Origin of the sequence: Pectobacterium quasiaquaticum (genome assembly GCF_014946775.2) — a bacterium.
GTDB lineage: Bacteria > Pseudomonadota > Gammaproteobacteria > Enterobacterales > Enterobacteriaceae > Pectobacterium > Pectobacterium aquaticum.
In genome coordinates, this window is record NZ_CP065177.1 from 4090593 (window position 1) to 4104260 (window position 13668).

Sequence of the window (13668 nt, forward strand, 5' to 3'; positions counted from 1 at the left end):
GAGAGAACGTCAGATACCGTAATAAGAAGAGTGTCAGGCCCGTCATTGAAATGTGGCGCAACATCGACCGATGTTGCGCCAGAAAAGTAGAAGAACGATAGCAAGATAACTAACTACAGCAGGATGCGCAGCATACGGCGCAGCGGTTCAGCAGCTCCCCACAGCAGCTGATCGCCGACCGTGAAGGCGGACAGGTATTCCGGCCCCATGTTCAGCTTACGCAGACGACCCACCGGCGTGGAGAGCGTGCCCGTTACCGCAGCAGGCGTCAGCTCACGCATAGTGATATCGCGATCGTTCGGCACCACTTTCACCCAGTCATTGTGGGTTGCAAGCAGTTGTTCGATTTCCGACAGCGCCACGTCTTTTTTCAGTTTGATGGTGAACGCCTGGCTGTGGCAGCGCAGGGCGCCAACGCGGACGCAGAGGCCGTCGACAGGAATGACGCTACTGGTGCTCAGAATCTTGTTGGTTTCCGCCTGACCTTTCCACTCTTCGCGGCTCTGGCCATTATCCAACTGTTTGTCGATCCACGGAATCAGGCTACCTGCCAACGGCACGCCGAAGTTATCCGTCGGCAGCGAACCGCTACGGGTCAACGCGGTCACTTTACGTTCGATATCCAGAATCGCAGAGGCCGGATCCTGTAACTCTTTCGCCACTTCACCATGCAGCGCACCCATCTGGGTCAGCAGCTCACGCATATGGCGCGCACCACCGCCAGAAGCCGCCTGATACGTCGCAGCAGAAACCCACTCCACCAGGTTGTTCGCAAACAGGCCGCCCAATGACATCAGCATCAGGCTGACAGTACAGTTGCCGCCGGCAAAGGTTTTGATGCCTTTATCCAGACCCTGCTGAATCACACCGTGGTTAACCGGATCCAGAATAATAATCGCGTCATCTTTCATACGCAGTGAGGACGCGGCGTCGATCCAATAACCCTGCCAGCCACTTTCACGCAGCTTTGGGTAAACTTCATTGGTATAATCACCGCCCTGACAGGTAATGATGATGTCCAGCGCGCGCAGTGCTTCAATATTATAAGCATCCTGCAACACGCCTTGATGACCACCCAGCGCGGGTGCAGGCTCGCCATGCTGAGAGGTCGAAAAGAATACCGGGTGAATCACATCAAAGTCGCGTTCTTCGACCATGCGCTGCATGAGAACCGAGCCGACCATACCGCGCCAGCCAATAAAACCAACATTTTTCATGGTAACTGTCCTGCTTTGGGGGTAACAAAAAGAATTCTGGCTAACGTCGATAGCGCTTAGTGATTGCTGACTCAGTGATCTGCCGCAGAGGCTTGCGCGTGTCGTGTCGTAAACCCGTAAATAATTGTGTCGTTCAGCCTTACAAAATGTACATCAAGTCGCAAGTGAATTTATTCGATAGTACGCCGTTTTTCAGCAGTCATTCTAATATCATCAACCTGGCACAGGATAATCACGTTGGTCAGTCCATGAAGATGGCCCCGGTCAGGAAACAAGGTTTTGGGAGTAACAAACCAACATGACAGAAATGATCTCCGCAACAGTGCTGCTGTTGCTCATTATGGATCCACTCGGCAATCTGCCGATTTTCATGTCCGTACTCAAGCACCTCGACCCTAAACGCCGACGTGTAGTGCTGATCCGTGAAATGCTAATTGCACTCGGGCTGATGCTGATCTTCCTGTTCGCCGGTGAACGCATTCTGGCATTCCTGAATCTTCGCACCGAAACCGTGTCGATTTCCGGCGGTATCGTGCTGTTCCTCATCGCGATTCGTATGATTTTCCCTTCGCAGGAAGGCAATAGCAGCGGTCTGCCAGCCGGCGAAGAGCCGTTTCTGGTGCCCATGGCAATTCCACTGGTAGCGGGGCCGTCGATCCTCGCGGCGCTGATGCTGCTGTCTCACCAGTATCCCAACCAGCTACCTCACCTGACGCTGGCGCTGTTTATCGCCTGGACGATTTCATTCATCATCCTGCTGATGTCGGATGTGTTCTTGCGCTTGCTGGGTGAGAAAGGCGTGAGTGCGCTGGAGAAATTGATGGGATTGATTCTGGTCATGCTATCGACGCAGATGTTCCTCGATGGCGTGCGTGCTTATATGAAGTTATAGCAGCTCCGTTTCCCCCTGTGTCTTATGCATAAATGTGCAAATTAGTGTGGGGGTTGACGTTATCTGGCGTAAAAATTATGCAGCGATGGGCATGACCACCGAGTGAGCGGCAAGGACGCCGCGAAAGGCTGTGCCGCGCCGAGAGCGCGTCACAGTCGGCTCGAAAAGTGGTCATGAACGCCGATGGCACCGCGTAGCGGCATAATTTAGCCAGAAGCCTGGGGTCATGGGCCGAGCGGCGTTTGAGCCGCCCCATGTCGGGCGCGTGCTACGAAGTAGCATGAAAATAACGACATTATCGCGCACGAAACCGTCTCTTGGTCGGCATAAAAATGTGACTAAAAGCCTCCCTCCGCAAGGAGGGGGCTAAACACATCAGAGAAGAATACTTCCCACTAACGCTATCAGGAACGCGATGGTGCCGAGCAGCGTTTCCATCACCGTCCAGGTTTTCAGGGTCGTTTTCTCATCCATTTCAAGGAAACGACTGACTAGCCAGAAACCCGAGTCGTTCACATGCGACAGCACGGTCGCCCCGCCCGCAATCGCCACTACGATAAAGCACAGGTCAAACTGGCTTAATCCTGTGGTCGCCGCCACTGTGGGCGCCATCAGCGCTGCCGTCGTCGTCAGTGCCACCGTTGCAGAACCCTGCGCTACACGCAGTGCCATCGACACCACAAATGCAGCAACGATAACAGGCATGCCCGTATCTGCCAGTGCACCGGATAGCGCGTTGCCAATTCCGCTGGCACGCAGAACACCACCGAACATGCCACCTGCGCCAGTTACCAGAATAATGGCGCAAATTGGCCCTAATGCCCCATCACAAATTTTTTCCAGATGCGCTCGGCTTTTGCTGCCGCTAAAGACCATCAAAGCAAAAAACACCGTGATCAGTAACGCAACAGGGGTTTTCCCTAGCATACGCAAGAACTGAACAACACCGTTATCACCGCTCACTATTCCCATCACCGTTAGCGTATTCAGCCCGGTATCGAGAAAAATCAGCACTAATGGCAGCAGCAGAATACTCAACACCACGGAAAAGCGCGGTGGTTTAACAGCGGTATCCGTTTCAACCGCAGACAAGAAGCTTGCAGGCAGTTTGATGTCGAATTTTTTACCGGCGTACAACCCATAGAGGTAGCCGCCGAAATACCAGGTCGGTAGCGCGATGAGGCCCCCGATAATCACCAGCAGGCCGATGTTGGCGCCTAACAATTCACTCGCAGCAACGGGGCCGGGATGTGGGGGTACCAAGGCGTGCATAGCGGCAAACGCGCCCGCCGCAGGAAACGCATATTTTAGCGTCGAGCCACCGAAGCGCTTTGCCACGCTGAAAATAATCGGCAGCATAACAACCAGACCGGCATCAAAAAAGATCGGGAAGCCGAACAGCAGAGAAGCGACCCCTAGCGCAAAAGGTGCACGATGTTCGCCAAATTTATTAATCAGCGTATCCGCCAGCACATTCGCGCCGCCGGTCACCTCTAACAGGCGGCCAATCATTGCCCCTAGTCCAACCAGCAGGGCAACGGATGCCAGCGTACTACCGAAACCACTCAGCAGCGTCGGCACAATCTTTTCGTAAGGTGTTTTTGTTACCAATGCTGTTACCAGACTGACGAGTGTCAGCGCCAGGAACGCATGGATTTTAAAGCGCATAATCAGCACCAATAACAGTGCGACTGCACCAGCGGCAATGGTCAACAACACACTGGCGCTATAGGCGGAGGTGATTTCTGTCATCGTTAATAATCTCTTTAGGGCACTCGGTCTGGGTTGGCTAATTGTTTGTGAGGTGTATCACATCATCATTTGATACCGGTAACATGATACGGGTAACATGTTAAAGTATGGAACCATTAAGTATCATTTAATTTACAGTTTGGGATAGAGATCAAATTATGTCAGGTCGAAGCATTATTCTGATGGGCGTATCAGGCAGTGGAAAATCCTCAGTTGGCGCTGAACTTGGCCGCGCCATTCAGGCAAAATTTATTGACGGCGACGATCTGCACCCGCGCGCGAATATCCAGAAAATGGCCAGCGGCACGCCGTTGAATGACGACGACCGCGCACCATGGCTGGAGCGACTCAGCGATGTTGCCTACAGCCTGGCGCACAAAAACGAGACCGGCATCATCGTCTGTTCCGCGCTGAAAAAGCGTTACCGCGACCGCCTGCGCGAAGGCAACGAAAAGATGGTGTTTATCTATTTGAAAGGTAGCTTTGAGCTGGTTCTGGAGCGTCACAAAGCCAGAGCAGGCCACTTCATGCCGACAGAACTACTGAAAAGCCAGTTCGATGCGCTGGAAGAACCGGATAGCGATGAGCCGGATGTCCTGAAAGTCGATATTGACGGCACCCGGGAAGACGTCGTGCAGCGCTGCGTTGACGCACTGCGCGCGGCAGGCTAACGCAGCGGCTTAGAGGCTTTCGCCGTCCAGCACGGTAAAGCCGACATCGACCCTCTCCTGCGTCACTGGCTCGCCCCGCAGACGAGCCAGCAGTTGTTCGGTGCCGACGCGTCCCATATATTCACGCGGTGTCAGTACGCTAGCCAGCTTCGGCACCATCGCCTGACCAATGTCGTGCCCGTGGAAACCGGCTACGCCAATGTCATCCGGCACGCGCAGCCCCTGCCGCTGGCATTCGAACATCGCGCCGACGGCTAAGTCATCATTGGTGCAAAACACGCTGTCGACCTGCGGGTATTCCGCCTGCGTCTGCCGCAGCAGTTCGCCACCAAGCGAATAGGAAGACGCCCGCTCACTCATCACGCAATAGCTCTTGAGCCCGCTTTCCCACATCGCTTGCTCGTAGCCCTGACTGCGCATAATCGTACGCTCATCCTGACGCGCACCGAGATAGACGATATGACGATGCCCCAGCGCGACCATACGCAGCGTCATCTGTCGAGCGGCTTCAACGTTATCAAACCCGACAGCCATATCCAGACAGGGCGAGACGGAATCCATCAGTTCGACGACCGGAATACCAGCAACGTCCAGCATCTGGCGCGTTCGCGGCGTGTGGGTACGTTCAGCCAGAATAAGCCCATCGATGTGATACGACAGCAGGGAAGTCAGACGCTGTTCTTCTCTGTCAGGATGATAGCCATAATGCGCCAGCATGGTCTGGTAGCCGTGCGCTTCCGCCGTGCGTTCAATCCCGCGCAAGACTTCGGCGAAAACCTGATTGGTTAATGACGGCAGCAGTACGCCAATCGCTCGGCTGGTGGAGCTGGCGAGCATATTCGGCGCGAGGTTGGGGATATAGCCCAGCTCATCCAATGCAATAGCGATCTTTTCCTGCAACGCGGCGGATACCTGAGCGGGATTACGCAAATAACGGCTTACCGTCATTTTGGTAATACCCACGCGGTCAGCAACGTCCTGGAGAACGGGTCTTTTTTTCTTCATCGTCGACTAAAATGCCTGAAAAACAGTAATCTAAGTCTAACAAAAAAAGCATTAAGAAAGTAAAGACTGAGGGCAGAATCTGAATGATGTAATCAGGTCGTGATAAATAAAAAGCCCGCGTCCTTTCCTACGCGGGCTTCTTCACTTTTTTCATTCGCCATCATACTGGCGGCAGATCAAACAGCAGGATTTCGCTGTCCTCGCTGGCGTGTACGGAGATCGCCGTTTCGTCCCACACTGCAAACGCATCGCTAGCTTCCGCTTTCTGGCCGTTAATCTCTACCGTACCGCGCACCACCTGAATCCAGACGCGGCGACCGGCCTGAATCTGGTACACCGATTGCTCCTGCGCTTTCAGCGCCCAGCGCCACAGCGTCATGTCCTGAAAGACTTTCAGCGAGCCTTCACGCGCATCCGGGGACAGCACCAGTTGACGCCCTTGCTGCACATCAAAGCGTTTCTGCTCGTAGCGCGGCGTCAGCCCGGTTTTTTCTGGGATAATCCAGATTTGATACAGGTGCAACGGTTCGTCTTTGCTGGCATTGTATTCAGAGTGGCGAATACCCGTGCCCGCGCTCATAATCTGGAACTCGCCCGCTGGCACCTGCTCTTTATTTCCCATGCTGTCCTGATGTTCAACCGCACCGGACAATACATAGGTCAGAATTTCCATATCTTTATGCGGATGCGTGCCAAAACCCTGACCGCCTTCGATAACGTCTTCATTAATCACGCGCAGTGCCGAAAACCCCATGAAATCAGGATCGTAATAATCGGCAAATGAGAATGTGTGCCAGCTGTCAAGCCAGCCGTGATTCGCATGTCCGCGATCTTGCGCTTGACGTAAATAGATCATGTTATTTCCTCCCGCGTTTTTGATAAGGAAAGTGTAACGGGCGGCGATAAATAAGATAGCGCAAAAAACTCACCGCTCTGTTCGAAAAATCAGAACGGGATGACGGGCTGGAAGGAAATTGCAAAAAAAAAGCCAGCACCCGAGCTGGCTAAATAATACTGGAAGCAATGTGAGCAATGTCGTGCCTTCACAGGGAAACCGGATCGTCATGAACACCATCAATAACTAATACAGGCGCATGGCATCGTTCCCCAGAATGCACGACAATAATAATCATTATCATTCGCACTTGTAAAGTGCTTTTTGCGATAAGTTCTTATTCTCAATACGAACTGAGTGACAGCCCGTTTTGCTCCCTGCCACCTTTTACTCTGGCTGCGCCAATGCCCTTGCCAGCAGGGTGATCGGGTGTTCACACTTTTTACTGGTCGACATCTCAATCTGCCATTTACAGGTTTCGCAGTCCGTCACCACGATATCAACTCCGCTCTCTTCAATCTGCTGAAACAGCGGTGCGCCAATACCTTGCGACGTGGCGTAATTCTCTTTCTTGAAGCCGTAGGTACCCGCAATGCCGCAGCACTGGGAATCCAACATCACCAGCTCAAGACCGGGGATGCGTTGCAGCAGCGCCAGGGTATACGCCGTCCAGCCCATTCGTTCCAGATGGCAAGGCGTGTGATACGCCACCCGCAGCGGCAATTTACCCAGAGGCAGCGTTCGTCCTTCTTCTTCCAGCAGGCGATAGAGCTGGCGCGTCACCAGTTCGACACCATCGCGCACATGGCCGTTATCCACGCCCAGCAAATGTGGATACTCGTCCCGCAGCGTGAACGTACAACTGGATGACGTCGCGACCACCGGCAGGGATTTCTGATTAATCGCCTCATCCAGCGATTTGATATTCGCGTGCGCCTGCTTTCTGGCCTTGTCGTGAAAACCATTGGCGATCAGCGGCACGCCGCAGCATTTCTCTTTATTCAGCAACTGGACGCCAATACCCATCGCGTTAAAAACCTGAACCAGATCTTTACCTAGCTGTGGATGGTTGTAGTTCACATAGCAGCCGTGGAAGTAAGCGATCTGCTCATCATAGGCCTGCTGTTTTGCTGCCTGTTGGCGATACCAGCGCCGGAAGGTGCCGAACGAGTATTTCGGCAACTGGCGACGATGGTCGATTTTCAACGCTTTATCCAGCAGTTGGCGCACGGGTTTCAGGCTGGTCGCCGTATTCACCAGCGGCGCAAACGGCGTGGCAATCGACCCCATGAGATCGGTATGGCTCAGAATCGCATCGCGCAGCGTCGGCTTGTGGGTGCTGTGCGTCCCCTTTGCGCGCTGAATAATGTCGCCAATTTTGACATCCGACGGGCACGCGACCTCACAACGTTTGCAGTTGGTACAGTATTTCAGCGCATCATCATACAGCGCCGGATCTTTGCGCCGCAGGCGTTCGCCGTCCGGCCCAGCCTGCTTCGGGCCAGGATAAAGCGGGTTCACGCGCGAAACCGGACAGTACGTGGTACAGACCGTACACTTGATGCAATCTTCAAAACTGTTATCGCTAAGCAGGCTCATGGGTTGCCCTCCTTCAAAATCTGTTCGGCAACATAAAGTGCGCTGAGCAAGGAAACCCCCGCTCCACATCCCTGCACAATCGGGTCGAAGCCTTCCAGCACCGCGCCAATCGCGTACAGATTGTTGACCGTTTCGCCCCCAATGCGCGGATGCAGGTGTTCGTCGACAATTGCGCCAAATTGCATATAAGGCTGTGGCGCAAACACATCCTGCTGGCTCCAGCCCTCGCGCTGGTCAGCGAATCGAACGTCCAGCCCAAAGACCGGTTCGGTCACCCGATCAAACTGCGTCACCAGCCCATTACTGAAAAAGCTGCCGCTCGCCAGCACCGTGTGCTTCGCCCGCAGCGGAATATCGCGATGGTGGTGGCTATGAATCGCAATCTCTTGCGGCGACAGCGAGGCGCGCACTGCACGATCGCCCGGCATCACCATGCCACCCAGTTGGCGAAAGCGCTGCGACAGCGCCTGATGCAAACGTAACCCGAGTAATGACGGCGGCAATGTCGGCAATAGCAGCACCGGTTTACCTAACGCATCAGCAAGTTCATTGATGATTTCAGGGCTGTCCAAGCCCAGACAGGCTGGCATGATGATGGCATCGTTACCGTGAGCCAGAAGCGACAATTCCTCCAGCAGCGCCGAGCGATTTTCCGGTCGGTCGAGCACGCGGGCGATATTGACCGCACGGAATTCGCTGGGGTTATGACGCAATCGATCCAGCACGGGCAGCTTGAGTTCATCACTGCGTGCCGCGATCCCCTGCGTCTGCAGCGTGCCGGCCACAATACGGGACTGAAAATCCAGAAAACCTTCGATACCCGCAATCAGCGGATTGTCGCCAAAGCGGGAATCCGGCAGACCACGCGTGACGCCATCGACCGGGCTCAGCCAGCAGGCGCGAAACTTACCTAGCGGCGTCATGCGCCAGTGGTTCTGGTGATGATTGCCTTGCAGGGTGATATTGCTGCGTTCCAGCAATGCTTCAATCTGTGGCAACAGGGCCGCCACTGCCGTCGCGCCCATACGGGAATAAGGATGATGAGGAGCCTGACGCGCCAACTCATCCAGCGCATCGAGCGGCTGGCTCACGGGCTGCCCGTCAGGGAGATGGGAAAGTAAATCCAGCGCACCGGAAGAAAAATGCAGCGCATTCTGCCCCGCGCTGACAATCGCACAGCGTTTTCCCTGCTCCGCTAAGCGAATGCCGCAGGTCAATCCCGCCAGCCCGCCGCCGATAATCACAACGTCATAGCGCATGACGATCCTCCTGACTGTCGCTGGCCGTCAGGCCGCACAATCCCTGATAAATCCAACTGGTAAACTCGCTTTCGCGCAGCGCATTGCCCCACGCAACTGGGCGAATCCCTTTCCAGCGTTCGTTCAAAAACTGGCTGAGCTGCGTGAGCGACTGCTCCGGCGTCGCGGTGCCCAGACGGCACAGCAGACCCGCCGCACGACAGGCACAGAGTTCACCCTGACAGGTGCCCATACCCACGCGGGTGCGCCGACGTAAATCAATCAGGTTATTCACCTGTAACGATTCCACGGCGTAGCGTACTTCCCCCGCCGTCACCGCCTCACATTCGCACACCAGACTGCGGTCCAGACGCTCACCGGACAGCATTCGCTCGGCACGTTCACCGTGACGATAAATCGCCGAACCGCGCAGCGGTGCAGAGAGCGGTTTTGCCGCAGGATAAGCTGACAGAGCGTGAGGAGCGGTTCTCACCTCATCCAGCGACTCAGAGCCGGGCAGCGGCGTCTGTGCCGTTGAGCAGGCCACCTCATGACCCAGCTTTTTGCAGATGGAGTCAGTCACCCATTCCGCCATCAGGCGGTAGGTCATCAGCTTGCCGCCGGTGATGGTAATAAATCCTTCCAGCCCGTCGCGGCTGGCATGGTCGAGCAGCACAATGCCGCGACTCACGCTGCGTCCGCTGGGGTCGCTATCGCTGGCAACCAGCGGTCGAACGCCCGCATAGGCGCGTAGAATGCGCGTACTCGCCAACGTCGGCGCTAGCATCGAGCCTTCCCGCATCAGCGTTTCCACCTCAGCAGGCGTCACGAGCATATTGTCGATTTGATCGTAATCGATGTGGGTTGAGGTGGTGCCAATCAGCGAAATGGTATCGCCCGGCACCAGAATGTCGGCGTCCGCCGGTTTACGGCAGCGGTTGATCACCATGTTGTTGATGCGGTGCCCAAGAATCAACAGCGCGCCTTTTGCTGGGAACATGCGCACACGCAGATCGGCATATTCCGCAATGTGTTGCCCCCAAATACCGCCCGCGTTGACCACCACCTGTGCATAAATTTCTGTTTCTACACCTTTTTTATGGTCGAAAACGCGCACGCCGGTAATACGATCGCCATTGCGAATCAGCCCGATGACCTCGTGATAGGTCAACACTTCCGCGCCGTTCTCGCAGGCATCGATCATGTTGGCCGCCGTCAGGCGAAAAGGATCGACCGAACCATCCGGCACGCGCACCGCGCCAATCAGCGTCGGATTTGCTGCCGGTTCCAGTCGTAACGCTTCCTGCGGGTCCAACGCCTGCGCGCGAATTCCCGCCTGCTGACAGGCGGTAATAAACTGCGCCTGCCAACCGAGATCGTCTTCTGGCAAGGTGATAAACAGACCGTCGGTAGGCTCAATACAGTGGCGAGCTATCCGCCGGAGAATCTGGTTTTCTTCAATACATTCGCGGGCAGACTCGCCATCGGTTACTGCATAGCGGGCACCGCTGTGTAATAAGCCGTGATTACGCCCGGTCGCGCCGGTCGCAATGTCATAACGTTCAAGCAGCAGGCAGCGCAGTCCACGCAGGGCACAGTCTCGTGCCGTACCCGCTCCCGTCGCACCACCGCCGATGACAACCACGTCAGTTTCACGCCAGTTCCCCGTATTTTGCATCATGTTCTCGCTCCAGGCGGATGGTATCCCCGTCATACTTCAAGCTGCTTGTGCGTTGGCCGCCCTTACTCACCCCAGTCACTTACCTGAGTAAGCTCCTGGGGATTCGCGCGGTTGCCGCGTTACAAGGCCATAAATGGGCCTTGCCCTAAAGGGTCAACGCAGAGCGTTGTTCAAAACGCTAACGTTTTGTCACGCAGCTCGAATTATTTAGGGCGTATATGTTGCTATTGGGACACAGAAAGAAGGGTTAATGTTTGATAAAGAGCAAAAACGAGCACAAAACGAAAATCAATGGGTGTATAAAAACAATAAGTGTGATTTTCATCACTAAAACCACACTGTGGAATTTTCCAATTCTGTTAACATGAGCGCAAAAATCGTCACAGTTTCATAAAAGTGTAACATTAGCGTCATGAATCACACTCATTTGTACGCTAGCCCCATACAATATCGTTCGTAATAGAACAAAAAAGCTCTCGTTTTTTTTCGCATTGGAGATATCTATGCTGAGTATTTTTAGGCCTGCCGCCCACCAGCCACGCGTGTCGCAAGAACACGTCGATCCGCTCTATCGCCGCCTGCGCTGGCAGATTTTCATGGGGATCTTTTTTGGCTACGCCGCCTACTATCTGGTACGTAAAAACTTCACACTAGCCATGCCTTATCTGATTGAACAAGGCTTCTCGCGCGGTGACCTTGGGTTCGCGCTGTCGGGTATTTCCATCGCCTACGGCTTTTCCAAATTCATCATGGGTTCGGTATCTGACCGCTCCAACCCACGTGTATTCCTACCTGCGGGTCTAATTCTGGCAGCAGCCGTCATGTTATTCATGGGCTTCGTACCCTGGGCAACCTCTAGCATTGCTGTCATGTTCGTCCTGCTGTTCTTGTGCGGTTGGTTCCAAGGGATGGGCTGGCCACCGTGTGGACGCACCATGGTTCACTGGTGGTCACAAAAAGAACGCGGCAGTATCGTGTCCGTATGGAACTGTGCTCACAACGTCGGCGGTGGGCTTCCGCCTCTGCTGTTCCTGTTGGGTATGGCCTGGTTTAACGACTGGAAAGCCGCACTCTACATGCCGGCCTTCGCCGCTATTCTGGTTGCGCTTATCGCATTTGCACTGATGCGTGACACACCGCAATCCTGCGGTCTGCCACCGATTGAAGAATACAAAAACGATTATCCTGCTGATTACAATGAAAAAGCGGAAGAAGAACTGACGGCTAAGCAGATCTTCATGCAGTACGTTTTCCCGAACAAACTGCTATGGTACATCGCGATCGCCAACGTTTTCGTTTACCTGCTGCGTTACGGCATCCTCGACTGGTCCCCGACCTATCTGAAAGAAGTTAAACACTTCGCACTGGATAAATCTTCCTGGGCTTACTTCCTGTACGAATACGCGGGTATTCCGGGCACGCTGCTGTGCGGCTGGATGTCCGACAAGGTCTTCAAAGGCAACCGTGGTGCAACGGGCGTGTTCTTCATGACGCTGGTGACAATAGCCACCATCGTTTACTGGATGAACCCAGCCGGCAACCCGGGTGTGGACATGGCCTGTATGATCGTTATCGGCTTCCTGATTTACGGCCCAGTCATGCTGATTGGTCTGCATGCACTGGAACTGGCACCGAAAAAAGCAGCAGGTACCGCAGCGGGCTTCACCGGCCTGTTCGGTTACCTCGGTGGTTCCGTTGCCGCTAGCGCCATCGTCGGCTACACCGTTGACTTCTTCGGTTGGGACGGTGGCTTCATGGTGATGATCGGCGGCAGCATTCTGGCGGTACTTCTGTTGGTTGTTGTTATGCTGAATGAGAAAAAACATAAAGCAGAGTTAGCCAGTCGCGCCTAACCCACTCTTGTAGCATCCCTCTGGCGGCGTCATGATGACGCCGCCTTCGTTTGTGCCATAAATCACAGCACAACCTCAGCGCTGATTACTTCAGAAACAGTTCACGCAGGTAATTCGGCACCGCGCTGTCCGCGTTAGAGCCAATCACTTCGCGATCCGGCAACATATCTTTCAGGCGCTGATGCGCGTTCTGCATCACGCAACCTTTACCCGCCATCGACAGCATTTCGTAGTCGTTCATGCCATCACCAAACGCCACACACTCTTTGAGCGAGAAGCCGATAATCTTCGCCACTTGTTCCAGCGCATGGCCTTTAGACACGCCGCCCGCCATCACTTCCAGACAGGTAAGCGTCGAAAAGCTCACGTTAACGCGGTCGCCCCAGCGCGCATTGATCGCTTCTTCCAGCGGTAACAGCTGTTCATGGGAATCACAGGTAAAGAACACCTTGCTGACGCCATCGGTTTCGAGCAGTGCAGGCTCGAACAGCTTGTATTTAAAGATCGACTCTTTGAAGAAGCGCTCTTCTTCCGCGCGCGGACGGTTCATAAACCACTCATCATCGCGGTAAACGTGCGTCAGCATATCGGGGTTATTGTGTACGACGCTGTAGAGGTCGCGGGCGATATCCTGATCCAGGTTGTGGCTGAAAATCAGCTCGCCCTGTGAGTTGTGCACGCGCGCACCATTCGAGGTAATCATAAACGCGCTGATGCCGAGGTTATCGCGGATCTGCGCAACATCCATGTGATGCCGTCCGGTCGCAAACACAAAGTGAATCCCTTTTTCCGTCAGCAGCCTGAGGGTTTCTTTCGCATACGGGGACAGCGAGTGGTCAGGTGACAGCAGTGTGCCATCTAAATCGGAAGCAACGACATGGTACATAGCGATGAGATCTCACTTCTGGTGTGTTGTGGCGGCACG

Annotated in this window: 11 protein-coding genes; 3 read left to right on the plus strand and 8 right to left on the minus strand. The window is 54.5% G+C overall.

All coding sequences use genetic code 11. The features are described 5' to 3' along the window. Window positions 1–113: 113 nt before the first annotated feature. A complete protein-coding gene (asd, locus tag IG609_RS18730) occupies window positions 114–1217 on the minus strand; it encodes an aspartate-semialdehyde dehydrogenase (protein WP_193399212.1) in 1104 nt (367 codons plus the stop codon). Window positions 1218–1515: 298 nt separating this feature from the next. Here asd and IG609_RS18735 point away from each other — a divergent pair, with 298 nt between their 5' ends. Then, window positions 1516–2109: a YhgN family NAAT transporter gene (locus IG609_RS18735; protein WP_014916905.1), complete on the plus strand. Its 594-nt coding sequence runs from the start codon at window positions 1516–1518 to the stop codon at window positions 2107–2109. A gap of 375 nt (window positions 2110–2484) precedes the next feature. On the opposite strand, the gene IG609_RS18740 is transcribed toward IG609_RS18735, so the two are convergent. Beyond that, window positions 2485–3861, minus strand: coding sequence for a GntP family permease (locus IG609_RS18740; protein ID WP_193399213.1), 1377 nt, complete (start codon window positions 3859–3861; stop codon window positions 2485–2487). A gap of 158 nt (window positions 3862–4019) precedes the next feature. On the opposite strand from IG609_RS18740, the gene IG609_RS18745 reads away from it, so the two are divergent. Then, window positions 4020–4532, plus strand: coding sequence for a gluconokinase (locus tag IG609_RS18745; protein WP_193399214.1), 513 nt, complete (start codon window positions 4020–4022; stop codon window positions 4530–4532). A 9-nt stretch (window positions 4533–4541) separates the two neighbouring features. On the opposite strand, the gene gntR is transcribed toward IG609_RS18745, so the two are convergent. The 5 genes from gntR to glpA form a co-directional block, all read right to left on the minus strand. Further along, a complete protein-coding gene (gene gntR, locus IG609_RS18750; protein WP_193399215.1) occupies window positions 4542–5537 on the minus strand; it encodes a gluconate operon transcriptional repressor GntR in 996 nt (331 codons plus the stop codon). Window positions 5538–5697: 160 nt separating this feature from the next. Next, complete coding sequence (locus tag IG609_RS18755; RefSeq protein WP_193399216.1) at window positions 5698–6393, minus strand: pirin family protein; 696 nt, start codon at window positions 6391–6393, stop codon at window positions 5698–5700. A 366-nt stretch (window positions 6394–6759) separates the two neighbouring features. After that, window positions 6760–7971 carry an anaerobic glycerol-3-phosphate dehydrogenase subunit GlpC gene (gene glpC / locus IG609_RS18760; protein ID WP_193399217.1) on the minus strand — a complete coding sequence of 404 codons (1212 nt, stop codon included), beginning with the start codon at window positions 7969–7971 and terminating at the stop codon, window positions 6760–6762. Then, a complete protein-coding gene (gene glpB, locus IG609_RS18765) occupies window positions 7968–9230 on the minus strand; it encodes a glycerol-3-phosphate dehydrogenase subunit GlpB (RefSeq protein WP_193399218.1) in 1263 nt (420 codons plus the stop codon). The genes glpC and glpB overlap by 4 nt, the downstream gene beginning before the upstream one ends. Beyond that, a complete protein-coding gene (glpA, locus tag IG609_RS18770) occupies window positions 9220–10890 on the minus strand; it encodes an anaerobic glycerol-3-phosphate dehydrogenase subunit A (RefSeq protein ID WP_404825804.1) in 1671 nt (556 codons plus the stop codon). The genes glpB and glpA overlap by 11 nt, the downstream gene beginning before the upstream one ends. A gap of 503 nt (window positions 10891–11393) precedes the next feature. On the opposite strand from glpA, the gene glpT reads away from it, so the two are divergent. Next, a complete protein-coding gene (gene glpT / locus IG609_RS18775; RefSeq protein WP_116156411.1) occupies window positions 11394–12743 on the plus strand; it encodes a glycerol-3-phosphate transporter in 1350 nt (449 codons plus the stop codon). Between the two features lie 85 nt (window positions 12744–12828). On the opposite strand, the gene yigL is transcribed toward glpT, so the two are convergent. After that, window positions 12829–13629 (minus strand): sugar/pyridoxal phosphate phosphatase YigL, encoded by an 801-nt coding sequence (gene yigL, locus IG609_RS18780; RefSeq protein WP_010294521.1) that lies wholly within the window; start codon window positions 13627–13629, stop codon window positions 12829–12831. Window positions 13630–13668 lie beyond the last annotated feature (39 nt).